Here is a 19,272-nt window from a genome sequence, read left to right on the forward strand (position 1 = left end):
TGCTTCTGGCTTCGATGAACTGAAGCGTAACCGCTGCCGAAAACCGCGTAACTCGTTGAATCTCAAGGAGTTTTCCGCTTCGACTGCGCCGGAAGTGGGGCGAATTATAGAGAGATATAATTCGCCGTCAATACCTATTTTCGATTTTATTCAGATTTAAGCGTAATACGTGCAAAAGCCTTCTTGCCGGCCTGACACACGTAGGTCGAACCCACCGCACATATAAAGGAACGATCAACAACCTCCCCCCCTACCCGCACACCACCCGAACCAAGAAGATCCCGTGCCACTGCCGCGTTCTTCACAAGCCCAGCCTTATTAAGGACAGCTGCAATCGGCATATCTTCAGCAGCGACCAACTCAACTTCCGGCAGATCCTCCGGCAGCTCGCCATCCTTCATACGGTTGCCCGCGCCACGATGGGCATTTGCGGCCGCCTCGTCACCATGGAAACGCGCAACGATCTCCTCTGCCAGCTTGATCTTGATATCACGCGGGTTGGCGCCCGCTTCAACATCAGCTTTGAATGCATTGATCTCATCCATCGAGCGAAAGCTAAGCAGCTCGAAGTAACGCCACATCAGCGCATCAGGAATAGAGACCAGCTTGCCATACATAACCCCTGGAGCTTCCTGAATGCCTACATAGTTACCCAAGGACTTGGACATCTTCTTAACGCCATCCAACCCCTCAAGCAGAGGCATAGTCAAAATGCACTGAGCCTCTTGACCATAACCACGCTGCAGCTCGCGCCCCATCAACAGGTTGAACTTCTGATCGGTACCACCCAACTCGACATCAGCACGCAGAGCGACCGAGTCATAGCCCTGCACCAGCGGATACAAGAACTCGTGAATGGCAATCGGCTGATTGGTCGAATAGCGCTTGTCGAAGTCATCCCGCTCAAGCATGCGCGCAACGGTGTACTGGGAAGTCAGACGGATGAAATCCGCCGGCCCCATCTTGTCCATCCAAGTAGAGTTGAATGCGACTTCAGTCTTAGCAGGATCAAGAATCTTGAAAACCTGACTCTTGTAGGTCTCTGCATTATCAAGAACCTGCTCGCGAGTCAGCGGCGGACGAGTAGCGCTTTTGCCACTCGGATCACCGATCATCCCGGTGAAGTCGCCAATCAGGAAGATCACCTGGTGACCAAGATCCTGGAACTGACGCAGCTTATTAATAAGCACGGTATGGCCGAGATGCAGATCCGGAGCCGTCGGATCGAAGCCAGCCTTAATACGCAGCGGCTCGCCGCGCTTGAGCTTCTCGATCAACTCGGACTCGACCAACAACTCTTCCGCACCACGTTTGATCAGCGCTAGCTGCTCTTCAACCGACTTCATAACAGACCCGCAAGGCTCAGATTCAAAAGGGAACCAACCATACAAGATCACGGACTAATTACAAGTTTTGCCCGGCGTACGAGGGCATTCACGCAGCAGAGCGTCCGCGAGCTTGCGTCACAGATGATTTGGTTATATTTTATACAGTTATTTCATCTTCATCATGTCATTCATCTTTTCCATTTCATCTTTTCAAAGTCAAATTACCTATGACCACCGAACCGTCTAAAGCGCCACCGCTTTATCCGAAGAGCCACCTGCTCGCCGCAAGTGGCATCGCAGCCCTTCTAAGCCTGGCACTACTGGTATTCCCTTCCAGTGATGTAGAAGCCAAAAAAACGACACTAAGCCTTGACCTGGAAAGTCCGGTCGAGCAGCTGACACAAGATCAAGACGCCGCCTCCGTCGAACAAGCCACAAGCGAAAGCGTCGCCTCTCCTTTCGCACAGATCGACAACACCGCCGAAGCCCCCCCGGAGACTGCTGAAGCTGCACCAACAACCGCTGTCACGGAAGAGCAAAAAGCCCCAGGCCATAGAGAAGTGATAGTGGCCAAGGGCGATACCTTGTCCACACTCTTCGAGAAGGTTGGCCTGCCAGCTACATCTGTTCACGAAGTCCTGGCAAGCGACAAGCAAGCGAAGCAGTTTTCCCAGCTAAAACACGGCCAAAAGCTTGAGTTCGAACTGACTCAAGACGGCCAACTGAGCAACCTGCACAGTAAAGTCAGTGATCTGGAAACCATCACTCTGACCAAGGGCCCCAAAGGCTTTACCTTCAACCGAGTGATCACTAAACCAGTAGTCCGCTCGGCTTATGTGCATGGCGTCATCAATAGTTCGCTTTCACAGTCCGCGGCACGTGCCGGCCTGTCTCATAGCCTGACTATGGATATGGCCAACATTTTCGGCTACGACATCGACTTCGCGCAGGATATTCGCCAGGGTGACGAGTTTGACGTCATCTACGAACAGAAAGTAGCCAACGGCAAAGTGGTCGGTACCGGCAATATCCTTTCCGCACGCTTCACCAATCGCGGCAAGACCTACACCGCCGTGCGCTACACCAACAAACAGGGTTCCAGCAGCTATTACACCGCCGACGGCAATAGCATGCGCAAAGCGTTCATCCGTACGCCAGTGGACTTTGCCCGTATCAGCTCGCGCTTCTCCATGGGCCGTAAACACCCAATTCTGAACAAGATCCGCGCTCACAAGGGCGTCGACTACGCCGCCCCACGAGGCACGCCGATCAAGGCTGCCGGTGATGGAAAGGTTCTGCTGGCGGGCCGCCGCGGTGGTTACGGCAACACCGTGATCATTCAGCACGGCAACACCTACAGGACCCTGTACGGCCACATGCAAGGCTTTGCCAAGGGCGTCAAGACCGGCGGCTCGGTGAAACAGGGTCAGGTCATTGGGTATATCGGCACCACAGGCCTCTCTACCGGCCCTCACTTGCACTACGAGTTCCAGGTCAACGGCGTCCACGTAGACCCACTGGGCCAGAAACTGCCGATGGCTGACCCTATTGCCAAGGCCGAGCGAGCTCGCTTCCTCCAACAGAGCCAGCCTCTTATGGCTCGGATGGACCAGGAAAAGGCCACCATGCTGGCCTCGAGCAAGCGCTGAGCCATGGCGCTCTACATAGGAGTAATGTCCGGAACCAGCCTCGACGGCCTGGACATTGCCCTGATCGAGCAGAGCCCGGCGATCAGATTGATCGCTACCCACTACATCCCCATGCCAGAGACCCTGCGCGCCGAACTCCTGAGTTTGTGCGCCAGCGGCCCTGACGAGATCGCCCGTTCCGCCATGGCCCAGCAACACTGGGTCAAGCTGGCTGCCCAGGGCATCCACAGCCTTCTGCAGCAACAACAACTCCAGGCTCAAGACATTCGCGCCATAGGCAGCCACGGGCAGACCGTGCGCCATGAGCCGAGCCGCGGATTTACCGTGCAGATCGGCAACCCAGCATTGCTCACAGAACTCACCGGTATCACCGTTATCAGCGACTTCCGCAGTCGCGACGTGGCTGCCGGCGGCCAAGGCGCCCCTCTGGTCCCCGCCTTCCACGAAGCTCTGTTCGAGCAGCGCTCCGGAAAGCGTGCCGTTCTGAACGTCGGTGGCTTCAGCAACCTGAGCCTGATCGAAACCGCCAAACCGGTCGCCGGCTTTGATTGCGGCCCTGGCAACGTGCTGCTCGATGCATGGATACAGACTCAACGGGCTGAAACCTTCGACCGCAACGGCCAATGGGCGGCCAGCGGCCAGCTTGACCAGGCCCTTCTGAAGACCCTGCTCAGCGATCCATTCTTCGCCACTCAAGGACCCAAGAGCACGGGGCGCGAGGTATTCAACCTCCAGTGGCTGAATCAGCATCTGGCCCAGCACCCTGCCATCCCCGCAGAAAATGTACAGGCCACCCTGCTGGAACTGACAGCGCTGACCATCGTCGACTCGCTGCTGGCTGCACAAGTCGGCACCCAGGAGCTTTTGGTTTGTGGCGGCGGTGCCCATAACGGCACATTGATGCGGCGCCTCAGCGCGCTACTACCCGGGACACAGGTCAACAGCACCGCCGTTTATGGCGTGGACCCCGACTGGGTAGAAGCCATGGCCTTCGCCTGGCTGGCCCATTGCTGCCTGGAAGGCATCGCCGCCAACCGGCCCAGCGTCACAGGCGCCCGCGGCCTGCGTGTACTGGGCGCTATCTACCCGGCTTGAACGCCAGATAGCAAAACGCCGCAGAGTCGTTAGACACTGCGGCGTTTTGCTATCTGGCTTTTGCCGACTGATCAGATCGAGAACGAAGACCCGCAACCACAGGTAGTGGTGGCATTGGGGTTCTTGATCACGAACCGCGAACCTTCCAGACCTTCCTGGTAGTCCACTTCAGCACCGGCCAGGTACTGGAAACTCATCGGGTCGACCACCAGGCTTACGCCTTCGCGCTCGACGATGGTGTCGTCCTCGGCCACTTCCTCATCGAAAGTGAAACCGTACTGGAACCCCGAACAACCGCCGCCCGTAACGAATACGCGCAGCTTCAAGCGATCATTACCCTCTTCGTCGACCAGGGTCTTCACCTTGTGCGCTGCACCTTGAGTGAATTGCAAAGCCGTGGGGGTGAAGGATTCAACGCTCATGCTGACTATCTCCCGGCGTTAAGCCGCCATACTGCGTAATGACGCGCATTATCCGCTTCTCCCAGAAAAGCGGTCAACTATTGTTACGGTATATCAATAGTCGTCCAGTTGCCCGCAGAACGCAGAAAGGCCCGTCAGACGGGCCTTTCTGTTCACCTCTAAACCGACCTTAAGGCAGCATGCCAGCGTGGGACAGCCCCAGGCGCTCGTCCAAGCCGAACAGAATGTTGAGGTTTTGCACCGCCTGGCCGGAAGCTCCCTTGACCAGATTGTCGATGACCGACAGCACCACCACCAGATCACCATCCTGTGGCCGGTGCACGGCAATCCGACATACGTTGGCACCACGCACACTGCGAGTCTCAGGATGACTGCCCGCCGGCATCACATCAACGAAAGGCTCGTTGGCATAACGCTTCTCAAACAGCGCTTGCAGATCAACCGAGCGGTCCACCACGGTCGCATAGAGCGTCGAGTGAATGCCGCGAATCATTGGCGTCAGATGCGGCACAAAGGTCAGGCCGACGTCCTTGCCTGCCGCCCGACGCAGACCCTGGCGTATTTCCGGCAAGTGACGATGCCCTTTGACCGCATAGGCCTTCATGCTCTCGGAGGTTTCCGAGTACAGCGAACCGACGCTGGCACCACGGCCTGCTCCACTGACACCGGACTTGCAATCAGCGATCAACTGCGTAGTGTCGGCAAGACCGGCCTCCAGCAATGGCAGGAAGCCCAGCTGGGTGGCCGTTGGATAGCACCCGGGAACGGCAATCAGACGAGCCTTCTTTATTTGCTCACGGTTGACTTCCGGTAGTCCGTAGACCGCCTCATCCAGCAGCTCAGGTGCGCCGTGGGGCTGGCCGTACCATTTGGCCCACTCATCGGCATCCTGCAGACGGAAGTCCGCCGACAAATCGATGACCTTGGTCCCAGCCGCCAGCAACTCGCCGGCCAGTGCATGGGCTACACCGTGGGGCGTTGCAAAGAACACCACATCACAGGCACCCAGCGTCTTGATATCCGGCACACTGAAAGCCAGGCCGTCATAGTGACCGCGCAGGTTCGGGTACATGTCGGCTACGGCCAGGCCCGCCTCGGATCGCGAAGTGATGACTTCTACTCGCGCCTGCGGATGCTGTGCCAACAGACGCAGCAGTTCGACACCGGTGTAACCCGTGCCGCCGACAATACCGACCTTGACCATAAACCTGCCCTCAACGAACCCACTGGAAAGCTGCCGATAATAGGGGTGGCGCGCCCCTGCGACAACCGTCAAGGTGACGTGCGGCCGCTCTACCCTCTACTATCTTCGCCACCGTGAACCTGGGAATAACTAAAAATGCTCTATCTATGGCTCAAAGCCTTTCATATCGTCAGTGTGGTCTGCTGGTTTGCCGGCCTTTTCTACCTGCCGCGCCTATTCGTCTATCACGCTCAAAGCGAAGACAGCGTCAGCCGTGAGCGCTTCTGCCTCATGGAGCGCAAGCTGTATCGCTTCATCATGGGGCCGGCAATGATCGCCGCGCTGATCTTTGGCATCTGGTTGATCAGCCTCAATCCCAGCGCCTACTTCGGCCAGGGTGGCTGGATGCACGCCAAACTGACCCTGGTGGTGATCCTGATCGGGTACCACCACATGTGCGGCGCTCAAGTGAAACGTTTTGCTCGTGGCGAAAACACCCGCAGCCATGTCTTTTATCGCTGGTTCAATGAAGTACCGGTCCTGATATTGCTGGCTATTGTAATTTTGGTCGTTGTACGGCCGTTCTAACTCTTACTAGTCGCTTCCCCTGGGGGTACTCCAATGTCACTGCCCGCTCTGCTCGAACAACGCCTGCGCCTGCCTCTGGTGGCGGCGCCAATGTTCCTGATCTCCAACCCTGAACTGGTTCTGGCCTGCTGTCGCAATGGCGTGGTAGGCAGCTTCCCCGCCCTCAACCAGCGTGAGAGCAGTGGCTTCAAGGCCTGGCTAGAGGAGATCGAAGCAGGGTTGGCCAAATTGGAGAACCCTGCCCCCTACGCGGTGAACCTGATCGTGCACAACAGCAACCCGCGTCTGCAGGCGGATTTACAGATCTGCATCGAACACCAGGTGCCGATCGTCATCACCAGCCTGGGCGCAGTCAAGGAAGTGGTAGACGCCGTACACAGCTATGGCGGGCTGGTATTCCATGACGTGACCACCCGCCGGCATGCGGAGAAAGCTGCAGAGGCCGGAGTCGACGGACTGATCGCTGTAGCGGCAGGGGCTGGCGGACATGCCGGAACCTGGAGCCCGTTCTCCCTTATTGCCGAGATTCGCCAGTTCTTCGACAAGACCCTGTTGCTGGCCGGCTGCCTGAACCGCGGTCACGAGATTCTCGCCGCACAGCTGCTGGGCGCCGACCTGGCCTATCTGGGCACCCGCTTTATCGGCACCACCGAAAGCCATGCACCGGACGCCTATAAAGAGATGCTGCTCAATTCTCGCGCTGCGGATATCGTGCACACTGCCGCCGTCTCCGGGGTCCCTGCCAGCTTCATGCGCCAGAGCCTGGAAAACGCTGGTTTCGACCTGGCAGCCCTGCAAGGTAAAGGCGAAGTCAATTTCGGCTCCAAGCTCAAACCCATCAGCGACGAAGCCAAGGCCTGGAAAACCGTGTGGTCTGCCGGCCAGGGCGTCGGTGAGATCAACGACCTGCCCAGCGTCGATCAACTGATTGCCCGCCTGGACAGCGAGTATCAGGCCGCTCAGGAACGCTCGACGCAACTCATAAAACGCTGGCCACGCTAACCAGTTCTCATTGTTTTTTGGCCAGCCGGGGGGCACTGGCCTTAAACTGTCGGCCTTTTATGTAAGCCTTCTTTTCAAGCGACAGGGATGCCCCCATGAGCGAGACCCGCTACAAGATTGTTTTCGACGGCACATTGCTGCCCGGCGTGGAAAAATCCACCGCCCAACTGAACCTGGCCGAACTGTTCAAAAGCGATGTCGCTGCCGTGGAACGCCTGTTCAGTGGCCAGCAGGTGGAACTCAAGCGCGACCTGACCCAGGCCGATGCCCAGCGCTACCTGGAAGCGTTGAAGAACACCGGGATCGACGCCCGCATCGAATCCGAGCCCTCGTTGCAGCTGAACCTCGATGCAGTAACCCCCACGCCCACGGCCGCCAGCATCAGCGCTTCGCCCTATGCACCCCCGCAAGCGGCGGTGGGAGATGCCCTCCCCCAATACGCCACACTCAATGTCTTCAGTTTCGAAGGCCGCATCGGTCGCCTGCGCTATCTGGCCTGGACCCTGGTCCTGACGGTGGCCATGCTGGCAGTGATCGGTGTGGGCGCCTTCTTCGGCATCCTGTCCGCCGCAATGTTCAACTCCACACTGCTCACTGTCCTGGGGATTACTGGTGGGGTAGTGGTCTTCATCGGCTTCATCGTCGTCAGCATCCAGATCAGCGTGCAGCGCCTGCACGACCTCGGCTGGTCGGGCTGGCTGTGGCTGCTGAACTTCGTCCCTATCGTCGGCAGCGTGTTCCCGCTGGTGCTGATGGTCAGCCCGGGCAGCAACGTGGCCAACCGCTACGGCGCGCCACCTCCACCCAACACCACCGCCGTCAAGGTCCTGTCCTGGATGTGGGTAGTCTTGATCGCCGTCCTGATCGTGGGTGTGGTGGCCGGTGGCCTGAGTTCCCTGGAAGACAGCTACAGCGAAACCAGCTACAGCGAAACCATCGATTCCAGCAGCGCCGATGAAGATGCTGAACCAGCGGACATCGCCGCCCCTGTAGAATCCGAGCAAGAATAAACGCGCCCCAGCCTGCGACCCTTCCTGTCGCAGGCCGCTGGCCGTTGCGATGGAGAAATGCATGACCCGTTACGCTCTGATCACCGGTGCTTCCAGCGGCATAGGCCTGGCCCTTGCCGAAGCACTGGCCCGGCGTGGCCGCAACCTGATTCTCGTGGCCCGCCAGCGTGATCAGCTGGAATGCATCGCCCTGGAGCTGACCCAACGCTTCGGCGTCGAAGTATTGTTCCGGGCCTGCGATCTGGGAGAGCCTCTGCGACTGTCCGGCTTCCTGCTGGAACTGGAGGAAGGCGACCGCCAGATCGACCTGCTGGTCAATTGTGCCGGGATCGGTACCAGCGGCCCTTTCCTGGCCCAGGACTGGATGACCGAACAAGACCTGATCGAGGTCAACATCCTTGCGCTGACCCGCCTTTGCCACGCCTTGGGCAACAGCATGGCCCTGCTGGGTGGAGGACAGATACTCAACGTCGCCTCGGTAGCGGCCTTCTATCCCGGCCCCTGGATGAGTACCTACTACGCCAGCAAGGCCTATGTTCTGCACTTTTCCGAAGGGCTGCGCGAAGAGCTGAAAAAATGCGCGGTCAAGGTCTCGGTGCTGTGCCCCGGCCCCACCCGCACCGCATTCTTCCGCACCGCCCAGATGGACACCCAGAAGCTCAACGACAGCAAGTTGCTCATGAGCCCCGAAGAAGTCGCGTTGTACGCAGTCCGGGCCCTGGAAAAGAACCGTGCCATCATCATCCCCGGCCGCTTGAACCGCTGGATGGCCTTCAGCAGCCGCCTGGGCTCTCGCTGGCTGACCCGCAAGATCGTCGGTTACTTCAATCGGGCCTATTGCCCACGTTAGATGTTCGGACTGGGCGCACATTGTGAGCCTGAGTACACTCACCCCGGACCAACCCAATGGAGAAACAGCTGTGGATACTCTGTTCACCAAGATCATCAACAGAGAAATACCCGCGAAGATCATCTACGAGGACGACCAGGTTCTGGCCTTCCACGATATTGCTCCGCAAGCACCGGTGCACTTCCTGGTCATACCGAAGAAGCCCATTCGCACCCTCAACGACCTCACCGAGGACGACAAAACCCTGGCCGGACACATCCTGTTCACCGCCCAGCGCCTGGCCAAGGAACAAGGTTGCGAGGACGGCTTCCGGGTGGTGATGAACTGCAATGAGCTGGGCGGTCAGACCGTCTACCACATTCATATGCACGTGCTGGGTCAGCGTCAGATGAACTGGCCTCCGGGCTGATTGCCCGCCAACACTCGTGTACCGCGCACCCTCGCCCACTCCCAGGCGAGGGTGCGCTGATCCAGCGCAGTTTTCACCCTGTCGATTAGAGTAAACTGGCCGCCGTGATTCTTCCCGGAGATAAGCATGACTACCCAACGTCACTACTCGCCGATTGACCGTCTGCTGCTGCAAGCTGATATGGCCATGCGTACGCTGCTGCCTTTCAGCGGCCAACCTTATCGCCCGTCACCGGCCATAGTGCAGCCGGAAGCGCAGATGAGTGACGAGGATACCCGGCACGTCGCCGGCCTGATGCGTATCAATCACACCGGGGAAGTCTGCGCCCAGGCGCTCTACCAGGGCCAGGCCCTGACCGCCAAACTGCCCCAGGTACGCCAGGCCATGGAGCATGCCGCCGAAGAGGAAATCGACCACCTGGCCTGGTGCGAACAGCGCATCCGCCAACTGGGCAGCCACCCGAGTGTTCTCAACCCATTGTTCTATGGCCTGTCATTCGGCATCGGCGCCGCCGCCGGCCTGATCAGCGACAAAGTCAGCCTGGGGTTCGTCGCCGCCACCGAAGAGCAGGTCTGCAAGCACCTGAACGAACACCTGGAACAACTACCGGCAGAAGACGAAAAGTCCCGGGCGATCCTGGAGCAGATGCGCATCGACGAAGAGCACCACGCAGAAACCGCTCTCGAAGCGGGCGGCTTCCGCTTCCCGGCACCGGTGAAGTTCGGCATGAGCCTGTTGGCCAAGGTCATGACCAAGAGCACCTATCGGATCTGATCCCGGCCAGTACCGAACACAAAAAAGGGCGCTCTTGAGGCGCCCTTTTCCTTTACCGACGAACTGAGTCCCGGCTCAACCCAACTCGACGATTTCGTAATCGTGGGTAATGGCCACGCCAGCAGCCCCGAGCATGATCGAAGCCGAGCAATACTTCTCGGCGGACAGTTCGATGGCCCGCTTGACCTGAGCCTCCTTCAGCCCACGCCCCTTGACCACGAAATGCATGTGAATCTTGGTGAAGACCTTCGGGTCCTCGGTTGCACGCTCGGCTTCAAGAAAGGCCTCACAGCTTTCAACCGCCTGACGCGACTTCTTCAGGATGCTGACCACGTCGAAATTGCTGCAACCGCCCACACCGAGCAGGAGCATCTCCATGGGGCGAACACCCAGGTTGCGTCCACCGGCTTCTGGCGGACCGTCCATCACCACAACGTGGCCACTGCCCGACTCACCGAGGAACATGGCTTCGCCAGCCCATTGGATGCGTGCCTTCATCGCCAAGACTCCACTGTAAAAAAAGGGTCGCCAGCTTAGCACAGGGTTTTGCACGGGCTGCGCTTTGCATGTTCACAGCAGATTACCGATCTTCACTAAGAAAAATCTTAAATCCGTCAAGGATGTGTCTGTTAAGCTGACGCCAAATGACTGGCGCTTAGCCAGCGTTCAACGTCCTCATTTTACGCCCATAAAAATCACCTCATACCGTGCAGTCTTCTCGGGATACAACCATGGTTGCTATTGCCCCCACCCCCAGGATCAAAAATCTCGACAAGTTGCTGATGCACTGTCAACGCCGCCGGTATCAGGCCAAGAGCAACATCATCTGCGCCGGTGATGTGTCCGACAGCCTGTATTTCATCATCAAGGGCTCGGTGACCATCCTCATCGAGGACGACGATGGCCGGGAGATGATCATCGCCTACCTCAACGCCGGGGATTTCTTCGGTGAACTGGGGCTTTTCGAAGAGGCCGGGCACGAACAGCAGCGCAGCGCCTGGGTACGGGCCAAAGTGGAATGCGAAGTCGCCGAGATCAGCTACGCGAAGTTTCGCGAGTTGTCGCAGAACGACCCGGACATTCTCTACGTCCTCAGCGGGCAGATTGCCCAGCGCCTGCGCAATACCACGCGCAAGGTCGGCGACCTGGCGTTCTTCGACGTGACCGGACGGGTTGCCCGCTGCCTGCTGGAGCTGTGCAAGCAACCGGATGCCATGACCCACCCCGACGGCATGCAGATCAAGATCACCCGTCAGGAGATCGGCCGGATAGTCGGCTGCTCCCGAGAAATGGTCGGCCGCGTCCTCAAGGACCTTGAGGAGCGCAACCTGGTTCACGTCAAAGGCAAGACCATGGTGGTGTTCGGCACCCGCTAACCCGGCAGAAAGCTCTTGAGCATCTGCCGGTACAGGCTGTCCAGCCGGGCCACGGCATTCTCTGCGGTAAACGCCTCATGCAGGGCGATATGGCTTTCAGCCCGGCAACGCTGCTCCAGGCCGCAAGCCTGATTGAAGGTATTGACCGCCCCCACCATGGAGTCGCGCTCGTTATCCAGCAGCAGGGCACCGTGTACCAGCCCCACCGGGCGCTGTCCGCCTTTGCTCTGACGCCAGCGCTGGGCGGTACCGACCATCTTGCGCCCCTCCAGATTGACGTTGAAACGGCCATCGCAAAAGGCGCCGTCCACCTCCCCCAACGACGGATTGCCTCCCAGCTCACTGAGCAGATCGCAAATCGGCTGGCACAGACGCCGATAGGCCGTTTCGATCCGCCCCTGATCCCCCTCGCTGCGCGGTGGCGCATAGACCAGCGCAATATTCACCGTGGCTGCCGATTGCGGCACCGGCTCACCGCCGGTTTCCCGCAGCAGCACCGGCCAGCCGTTGGCCGCCGACGCCTGGCAAGCCTGCTCGAACCCCGGCAGGCGACTCAAGCGCCGGGGCATCACCAGCGCCCGATCGCTGGGCTGCCAGAACAGCAGCCCAAACTCCTGCTCGCCAGCACACACCAGCGCCAGCAGATCCTGCTCGGCCTGCAGGCCAGCTTCGACAGTCAAGGCAAGGGGTTGGGTCATGACAGTGGAAATCCTTTGCAATAGATACGAAAAAGCCGGCATCGCCGGCTTATTCATTGTTTCAGGTTCAGTCCAGGGTCGAACCGCTGACCGGCACGCCACGCTCGGGGAAGAACAAGCGTTGCAACTCGCTGCCCGGGCTCTCGGCGCGCATGAATGCCTCGCCCACCAGGAACGAATAGACATCACTGATTTCCATCAGCTCGACATCGGCACGGTTGAGAATGCCGCTCTCGGTAATCACCAGGCGATCGCGAGGAATCCGCGGCAGCAGGTCGAGAGTGGTTTCCAGGTCGACTTCGAAGGTATGCAGATTGCGGTTGTTGATCCCGACCAACGGTGTGTCGAGGGTCTTCAGCGCCCGCTCCAACTCGTCGCCGTCGTGCACTTCCACCAGCACATCCAGACCGACACCCTTGGCCACCGTCGCCAACTCGGCCATCCGCTGGTCGTCCAGCGCAGCGACAATCAGCAGCACACAGTCGGCACCGAGGGCACGGGCTTCGACGATCTGGTAGGGATCGATCATGAAATCCTTGCGGATCACCGGCAGTTTGCAGGCCGCGCGGGCCTGCTGCAGGTAGGCATCGGCCCCCTGGAAGTAATCGACGTCAGTCAACACCGACAGGCAAGTGGCACCGCCCTTCTCGTAGCTCTTGGCGATCTCTGCCGGCACGAAATTCTCGCGGATCACGCCTTTGCTCGGCGAAGCTTTCTTGATCTCGGCAATCACCGCCGGCTGCTTGAGCTTGACCTGCTCCTGCAGCGCCCTGGCGAAACCCCGCGGCGCATCGGCTGCCCGTGCCAGGCTCTCCAGCTCGGCCAGACTGACGCGAGCGCTGCGCTCGGCAACTTCCTCAACCTTGCGGGCGAGGATTTTTTCCAGAACTGTCGGCACACTCATCCTTCATTCTCCTGCTTGAACACCGCGGTAAAGGCGCCCAACTCCTCGAGCTTTTCCCGGGCCAAGCCGGTGTGCAAGGCATCGTGCGCCAGGGCCACGCCCTCTCTCAAGCTGCTGGCATGATCCGCGGCATACAGCGCCGCACCGGCATTGAGCACAATCATCTCGGCGGCCTTCTGGCCGTGCTCGGTCTTGCGTCGTCCCAGGGCATCGCGGATCAGCTCAAGGGACGCCGCCGGGCTCTCCACCACCAAGCCAAACAGACTCTGGCTCTTCATGCCCAAGTCCTCGGGTTGTACCCAGTACTCGGTGATCTGGTCATTCTTCAGCTCGGCAACATAGGTCGGCGCCGCCAGGCTGAACTCGTCCAGGCCATCCTGGGAATGCACCACCAGCACATGTTTGCTGCCCAGACGCTGCAAAACCTCGGCCAATGGCCGGCACAAGGCCTGAGTAAATACCCCCACCACCTGATGTTTCACGCCGGCCGGATTCGTAAGCGGGCCAAGCATGTTGAACAGGGTGCGCAGGCCGAGGTCACGGCGCGGGCCGGCGGCATATTTCATGGCGCCGTGGTGAGACTGGGCAAACATGAAGCCGATGCCGACGTTGTCGATGCAGCGCGCGACCTGGACTGGCGTCAGGTTCAGGTAAATCCCGGCCGCCTCCAACAGATCGGCGCTGCCGCTCTTGCCGGATACCGCACGGTTACCATGCTTGGCGACGGTGCAGCCGGCAGCGGCAACAACAAAGGAAGACGCTGTGGAAACGTTGAAAATGTTCGCACCGTCACCGCCGGTGCCGACCACATCCACCACACCGTCGAGGGTTTTCAGTTCGACCGTGTCAGCCAGTTCACGCATCACCGATACCGCGCCGACGATCTCGTCGATGCTTTCACTTTTCATGCGCATGGCCATCATGAAGGCGCCAATCTGCGCATCGGTGCATTGGCCGGTCATGATCTCGCGCATGACATCGCGCATCTCATCGGTGCTCAGGTCCAGATGGCCGACAATACGGCTCAGGGCAGTCTTGATATCCATGAAAAGTCCTTAGCGCGTGCCGCCGCTCTGTTTGAGGAAGTTGGCGAACAGCTCGTGGCCCTGCTCGGTGAGGATAGACTCGGGGTGAAATTGCACCCCTTCGATATTCAGCGTCTTGTGGCGCAGCCCCATGATTTCGTCGACGGAGCCGTCTTCCAACTGGGTCCAAGCCGTGACTTCAAGGCACTCGGGCAGGCTCTCATGCTTGACCACCAGCGAGTGGTAACGGGTCACGGTCAGCGGCATGTTCAAGCCGTTGAACACCCCCAGGTCACGGTGAAACACCGGGCTGGTCTTGCCGTGCATCACTTGCCGGGCTCGCACCACTTGGCCGCCAAATGCCTGGCCGATGGACTGGTGGCCCAGGCACACGCCCAGAATCGGCAGCTTGCCGGCGAAATGCTTGATCGCCTCGATGGAGACACCGGCCTCGGTCGGCGTGCAAGGGCCAGGCGAGACCACGATACGCTCGGGCTTGAGGGCTTCGATTTCAGCCACGGTCAGCTCGTCATTGCGTACCACTTTCACTTCGGCACCCAACTCGCCCAGATACTGGACGACGTTGTAGGTGAAGGAGTCGTAGTTATCGATCATCAGCAACATTATGGAAACTCCTCAAACCTTGGATGCGGGGGTTTGTTCTGCCAGCGCCACGGCACGGAACATTGCGCGACGCTTGTTCAGCGTCTCTTCCCACTCCAGGGTCGGCACTGAGTCGGCGACAATCCCGCCACCGGCCTGTACATGCAGCTCACCGTTCTTGATCACCGCCGTGCGAATGGCAATGGCGGTATCCATGTTGCCGTTCCAGGCGAAGTAACCCACGGCGCCGCCGTAGATCCCACGCTTGACCGGCTCCAGCTCGTCGATGATTTCCATAGCGCGAATCTTCGGCGCCCCGGACAACGTCCCCGCCGGCAGGATCGCCCGCAGAGCGTCCATCGCCGTCAGCCCGGCTTTCAGTTGACCGGTGACGTTGGAGACGATGTGCATCACATTGGAATAACGCTCGATCACCATCTTCTCGGTGAGCTTCACCGAGCCAATTTCGGATACGCGACCGGTGTCGTTGCGCCCCAGATCGATCAGCATCAAGTGCTCGGCGATTTCCTTGGCATCCGACAGCAGGTCCTGTTCCAGGGCCAGATCGGCTTCCTCGGTAGCGCCCCGCGGACGGGTGCCGGCAATCGGCCGCACGGTAATCAGGTTGTCCTCGACCCGCACCAGCACTTCCGGCGAACTGCCCACTACATGAAAGTCGCCGAAGTTGAAGAAGTACATATAGGGAGTCGGGTTGAAGCAGCGCAGCGCCCGGTACAGATCGATGGGCGCAGCCTTGAAGTCAATCGACATGCGCTGGGACGGCACCACCTGCATGCAGTCACCGGCCAGGATGTACTCCTTGATGGTGTCCACGGCTCGCTCATAGTCCGCCTGGGTGAAGCTGGAGCGGAATACCGGATCGGCCGCCTGCTGCTTGCTGAAATCCAGCCCGGGACGCGGCGTGATCGGCTGGCGCAGTTGCGCAAGCAACTCCTGCAAGCGCGCTTGCCCGGCCTCGAAGGCGTTGTCCTGGCTGGGGTCGGCCAGCACGATGGCGTGCATCTTGCCCGCCAGGTTGTCGAACACCACCACCGCATCGGAGACCATCAGCAGGATATCCGGCACACCGATCGGGTCAGGATTCGGGCACTGGCCCAGGCGCGGCTCGACATAACGCACGCAGTCATAACCGAAATACCCCACCAGGCCACCGTTGAAGCGCGGCAGGCCGGCGATGGTCGGCACGTTGTAACGGGCTTTGAATTCCTCGACGAAAGCCAGCGGATCAGCCACTTCATGGCTCTCGATCTCGACGCCGTCATGGCTCACGCTGACCTGGTGCCCATGCACGCGCAATACGGTGCGGCACGGCAAGCCGATGATCGAATAGCGCCCCCACTTTTCACCGCCCTGCACCGACTCCAGCAAGTAGGAGTTGGGCTGATCGGCCAGTTTCAGGTAGATCGACAGCGGCGTGTCGAAGTCGGCAAGGGTTTCGCAGGCCAGCGGGATACGGTTGTAACCAGCTGCGGCCAAACGCAGGAATTCTTCGCGAATCATGGGGTGCCTCGTGGCTTGAGGGTCTAACAGTCAGGTATGCAAACGTGCCGGCAGGGCCGGCCAGACAAAAATCAGGCGCGCCAACGCCAACGGGCCAAGGCCTTGATGACTTTCATCCAGAGTTTGCGAGTGACCACCACGATGGAATTTCCAGAAGGGGATGGAACAGCGTCGGGCAACGTTATCTCAGCGGCTGGTTCTAAGCAACCGGGGATCAGCGCCCGCAAGTTGTCGATCACCAGCGCCGGCGACTCCTCGGCAATCGGCCGGCCGTGGTTATAGCCGTAGCTCAGCGCCACGCACTTGACCCCCGCCGCCTTGGCCGCCAGCACATCGCTGCGCGAGTCGCCGACGAACAGCGACTGCGACGCCGGTACGCTGGCCATCTTCATCACGAAGAACAGTGCCGCCGGGTCGGGTTTCTTTTGCGGCAGGGTGTCGCCGCCGATGATCCAGCGGAAATACCGGCCGATCTTCATCTGATCCAGCAATGGCGCGACGAAACGCTCGGGCTTGTTGGTGATCAGGGCCATTTCCACGCCCTGCTTGTGCAGCCACTTGAGGGTTTCGCGCACACCGGGATAGACCACAGTCAGCTCGTGGCTGTCCTCGTACGCGCTATTGAACAACTCAAGAGCGTGCTCCGCCTCGACATCGTCGACGCCCTGGGCATCCAGGCTGTTGGCCAGGGCCCGGCGCACCAGCATCGGCGCACCGTTGCCGACCCACTCGCGCACCGCCTCGATACCCGCGGGCTTGCGCCCCAGCTTGAGCAGCATTTGATCCACGGCGGCCGCGAGGTCCGGCACCGAATCGACCAGGGTGCCATCCAGGTCGAACATCACCAGTCGCGGCAAACGCCCCGAGAACAGCTGCTCAAATGCGCTCATGGCCGAGCCAGCGCCAGTTCGGCGCGCATTTTCTCAATGACTTCCTGATAGTTCGGCGCGTTGAAGATGGCCGAACCGGCAACAAAGGTGTCAGCGCCTGCGGCGGCGATCTCACGGATGTTGCCGACGTTCACCCCACCGTCGATTTCCAGGCGGATGTCGCGACCGGAAGCGTCGATCAGGGCCCGTGCCTCGCGCAGCTTGTCGAGGGTCCCAGGAATGAACTTCTGCCCGCCAAAGCCCGGGTTGACACTCATCAGCAGGACCATGTCGACCTTGTCCATCACATACTTGAGCACGTCCAGCGGGGTCGCCGGGTTGAACACCAGGCCGGCCTTGCAGCCGCCCTCGCGGATCATTTGCAGGGAACGGTCCACATGCAGCGTGGCTTCGGGGTGAAAGGTGATGTAGGTCGCGCCTGCCTCGATGAAGTCACCGATGATGCGATCCACCGGGGTCACCATCAGGTGCGCATCGATCGGCGCGGTGATCCCATACTTGCGCAGTGCAGAACAGACCATCGGGCCGATGGTCAGGTTCGGCACATAGTGGTTGTCCATGACATCGAAGTGGACGATGTCGGCACCAGCGGCCAGGACATTGTCCACTTCCTCACCCAGACGGGCGAAGTCGGCAGAGAGAATCGACGGAGCAATAGCGAAGGGCTGCATGACGCACCTTTTTTGAGCAGAATCACGATGGCGCGCATTGTATACCTCATGCTTTGGAGCGCACACCGTAACCGCGTTCTTCAGTAAGCCGCGCGATAGATCTTCTCGATATCGGCAGGACTCAGTTTGCGCGGATTGTTGCGCATCAGGCGCTCGATACCCGCGGCCTCCAACGCCATGGCGGGGATGGCCTCCTCCGGCACGCCAAAGCTGCGCAAGCCGCTGGGGATTTCCACCGCAGCGCACAACGCAGTCATTGCCTCCACGGCCCGATCAGCGGCCTCGCTGGCACTCAAATGCGCCGTCTGGACCCCCATGGCTTCGGCGATATCCTGCATACGCTCAACGCAGGCCATCTTGTTCCAGGTCATGACATAGGGCAGCAGCAAGGCATTACCGACGCCATGGGACACATGAAAACGGCCACCCAGCGGATAGGCCAGGGCATGCACCGCCCCGACCCCGGCATTACCGAAGGCCATGCCGGCCATCAGGCTGGCGGTGGCCATGTCCTCCCTGGCTTGCAGGTTGGCCGGATTGGCATAAGCCTTGGGCAACGCCTTGACAATCAGTTTGATCGCACCAATGGCCAGGGAGTCGGTGATGGATGAGGCGTTGAGGGACAGGTAGGACTCGACAGCGTGAACCAGGGCATCGACACCACTGGCGGCCGTGACGCTGCGGGGACAGGTCAAGGTCATCTGTGGACTGACCAGGGCCACGTCCGGCAGCAGGTAATCACTGACAATGCCTTTCTTCAACAGCGCCGCCTTGTCCGAAAGAATGGCCACGTTGGTCACTTCCGAGCCAGTGCCGGCCGTAGTGGGAATGGCGATCAACGGTGGTCCCTTGCGCGGCACCTGATCAACGCCGAACAGATCCTCCAGGGCGCCATGGTAGCCCGCATAAGCCGCGACACTCTTGGCGATATCGATGGCGCTGCCGCCCCCAAGGCCGATCAGGCCGTCATGCCCGCCCTCGCGGTAGACCTGCATGCAGTCTTCGACAATGGCGATCTCCGGGTCGGGCTGCACCCGGTCGAAAATCTCATAACTGCGCTCACCCAGGTGTGCCAACGCCAGTTCCACCGTGCCCGACTTGAGCAACGCGACATCGGTGACAATCAGCGGGTTATCCACATCCAGTCGGGTCAGCTCGGCGGCCAGCTGTTCGATGGCGGTGCTGCCGGTGAGCAGTTTATGGGCGATCTTGAAAGAGGAAATACTCATGTGCGCAGCCTCTTATATAAAGGTAGGAGCCGGCACAAGCGTAGT

At 59.8% G+C, this 19,272-nt stretch carries 21 protein-coding genes; 9 read left to right on the forward strand and 12 right to left on the reverse strand.

What is annotated here, in order from left to right; translation table 11 throughout:
- Positions 1-146 precede the first annotated feature (146 nt).
- Positions 147-1,346 (reverse strand): tyrosine--tRNA ligase, encoded by a 1,200-nt coding sequence (tyrS, locus tag PQT43_RS16535; protein ID WP_102861892.1) that lies wholly within the window; start codon positions 1,344-1,346, stop codon positions 147-149.
- A 209-nt stretch (positions 1,347-1,555) separates the two neighbouring features.
- Between tyrS and PQT43_RS16540 the strand changes: the two genes are divergently transcribed.
- Positions 1,556-2,977 carry a peptidoglycan DD-metalloendopeptidase family protein gene (locus tag PQT43_RS16540; RefSeq protein ID WP_102881021.1) on the forward strand — a complete coding sequence of 474 codons (1,422 nt, stop codon included), beginning with the start codon at positions 1,556-1,558 and terminating at the stop codon, positions 2,975-2,977.
- A 3-nt stretch (positions 2,978-2,980) separates the two neighbouring features.
- Complete coding sequence (locus PQT43_RS16545; RefSeq protein WP_267268997.1) at positions 2,981-4,072, forward strand: anhydro-N-acetylmuramic acid kinase; 1,092 nt, start codon at positions 2,981-2,983, stop codon at positions 4,070-4,072.
- Positions 4,073-4,143: 71 nt separating this feature from the next.
- Here PQT43_RS16545 and erpA read toward each other — a convergent pair whose 3' ends face one another.
- Positions 4,144-4,494 (reverse strand): iron-sulfur cluster insertion protein ErpA, encoded by a 351-nt coding sequence (gene erpA, locus PQT43_RS16550; protein WP_011063789.1) that lies wholly within the window; start codon positions 4,492-4,494, stop codon positions 4,144-4,146.
- Between the two features lie 169 nt (positions 4,495-4,663).
- A complete protein-coding gene (argC, locus tag PQT43_RS16555; protein WP_102881023.1) occupies positions 4,664-5,698 on the reverse strand; it encodes an N-acetyl-gamma-glutamyl-phosphate reductase in 1,035 nt (344 codons plus the stop codon).
- A gap of 135 nt (positions 5,699-5,833) precedes the next feature.
- Between argC and hemJ the strand changes: the two genes are divergently transcribed.
- The 6 genes from hemJ (at position 5,834) to coq7 (ending at position 10,310) form a co-directional block, all read left to right on the forward strand.
- Entirely contained in the window at positions 5,834-6,265 is a 432-nt protein-coding gene (gene hemJ, locus PQT43_RS16560; RefSeq protein WP_102881024.1) for a protoporphyrinogen oxidase HemJ, read from the forward strand.
- A gap of 33 nt (positions 6,266-6,298) precedes the next feature.
- A complete protein-coding gene (locus tag PQT43_RS16565) occupies positions 6,299-7,267 on the forward strand; it encodes an NAD(P)H-dependent flavin oxidoreductase (RefSeq protein WP_102881025.1) in 969 nt (322 codons plus the stop codon).
- A gap of 95 nt (positions 7,268-7,362) precedes the next feature.
- Positions 7,363-8,277, forward strand: a complete 915-nt coding sequence (locus tag PQT43_RS16570) for a DUF805 domain-containing protein (protein ID WP_110594502.1) — start codon at positions 7,363-7,365, stop codon at positions 8,275-8,277.
- 61 nt (positions 8,278-8,338) lie between these two features.
- Positions 8,339-9,127, forward strand: coding sequence for an SDR family NAD(P)-dependent oxidoreductase (locus tag PQT43_RS16575; RefSeq protein WP_102881027.1), 789 nt, complete (start codon positions 8,339-8,341; stop codon positions 9,125-9,127).
- Between the two features lie 70 nt (positions 9,128-9,197).
- Positions 9,198-9,536, forward strand: coding sequence for a histidine triad nucleotide-binding protein (locus tag PQT43_RS16580; protein ID WP_011063795.1), 339 nt, complete (start codon positions 9,198-9,200; stop codon positions 9,534-9,536).
- 126 nt (positions 9,537-9,662) lie between these two features.
- Complete coding sequence (gene coq7 / locus PQT43_RS16585) at positions 9,663-10,310, forward strand: 2-polyprenyl-3-methyl-6-methoxy-1,4-benzoquinone monooxygenase (protein ID WP_272754324.1); 648 nt, start codon at positions 9,663-9,665, stop codon at positions 10,308-10,310.
- Positions 10,311-10,385: 75 nt separating this feature from the next.
- On the opposite strand, the gene PQT43_RS16590 is transcribed toward coq7, so the two are convergent.
- Complete coding sequence (locus PQT43_RS16590; RefSeq protein ID WP_020295492.1) at positions 10,386-10,808, reverse strand: OsmC family protein; 423 nt, start codon at positions 10,806-10,808, stop codon at positions 10,386-10,388.
- A gap of 233 nt (positions 10,809-11,041) precedes the next feature.
- Here PQT43_RS16590 and crp point away from each other — a divergent pair, with 233 nt between their 5' ends.
- Positions 11,042-11,686: a cAMP-activated global transcriptional regulator CRP gene (crp, locus tag PQT43_RS16595; RefSeq protein ID WP_213665119.1), complete on the forward strand. Its 645-nt coding sequence runs from the start codon at positions 11,042-11,044 to the stop codon at positions 11,684-11,686.
- Here crp and PQT43_RS16600 read toward each other — a convergent pair.
- From PQT43_RS16600 to PQT43_RS16635, 8 genes are all read right to left on the reverse strand, one after another.
- A complete protein-coding gene (locus PQT43_RS16600; RefSeq protein ID WP_110594498.1) occupies positions 11,683-12,384 on the reverse strand; it encodes a lipoate--protein ligase family protein in 702 nt (233 codons plus the stop codon). The two genes, crp and PQT43_RS16600, sit on opposite strands and share 4 nt — an antisense overlap.
- A gap of 67 nt (positions 12,385-12,451) precedes the next feature.
- Positions 12,452-13,288, reverse strand: coding sequence for an indole-3-glycerol phosphate synthase TrpC (gene trpC, locus PQT43_RS16605; protein ID WP_102861902.1), 837 nt, complete (start codon positions 13,286-13,288; stop codon positions 12,452-12,454).
- Positions 13,285-14,334 (reverse strand): anthranilate phosphoribosyltransferase, encoded by a 1,050-nt coding sequence (gene trpD, locus PQT43_RS16610; protein WP_102881030.1) that lies wholly within the window; start codon positions 14,332-14,334, stop codon positions 13,285-13,287. The genes trpC and trpD overlap by 4 nt, the downstream gene beginning before the upstream one ends.
- 9 nt (positions 14,335-14,343) lie before the next feature.
- Entirely contained in the window at positions 14,344-14,937 is a 594-nt protein-coding gene (locus PQT43_RS16615; RefSeq protein WP_102881031.1) for an aminodeoxychorismate/anthranilate synthase component II, read from the reverse strand.
- 12 nt (positions 14,938-14,949) lie between these two features.
- Positions 14,950-16,437 carry an anthranilate synthase component I gene (trpE, locus tag PQT43_RS16620; RefSeq protein WP_272754327.1) on the reverse strand — a complete coding sequence of 496 codons (1,488 nt, stop codon included), beginning with the start codon at positions 16,435-16,437 and terminating at the stop codon, positions 14,950-14,952.
- A 71-nt stretch (positions 16,438-16,508) separates the two neighbouring features.
- Positions 16,509-17,327 carry a phosphoglycolate phosphatase gene (locus PQT43_RS16625; RefSeq protein ID WP_102861906.1) on the reverse strand — a complete coding sequence of 273 codons (819 nt, stop codon included), beginning with the start codon at positions 17,325-17,327 and terminating at the stop codon, positions 16,509-16,511.
- Positions 17,324-17,998: a ribulose-phosphate 3-epimerase gene (rpe, locus tag PQT43_RS16630; RefSeq protein WP_102861907.1), complete on the reverse strand. Its 675-nt coding sequence runs from the start codon at positions 17,996-17,998 to the stop codon at positions 17,324-17,326. Before rpe ends, PQT43_RS16625 begins: the two co-directional genes overlap by 4 nt.
- An 80-nt stretch (positions 17,999-18,078) precedes the next feature.
- Entirely contained in the window at positions 18,079-19,227 is a 1,149-nt protein-coding gene (locus tag PQT43_RS16635; protein ID WP_110594494.1) for an iron-containing alcohol dehydrogenase, read from the reverse strand.
- Positions 19,228-19,272 lie beyond the last annotated feature (45 nt).

Source organism: Pseudomonas sp. BLCC-B112, assembly GCF_028550695.1.
Lineage (GTDB): Bacteria > Pseudomonadota > Gammaproteobacteria > Pseudomonadales > Pseudomonadaceae > Aquipseudomonas > Aquipseudomonas danubii.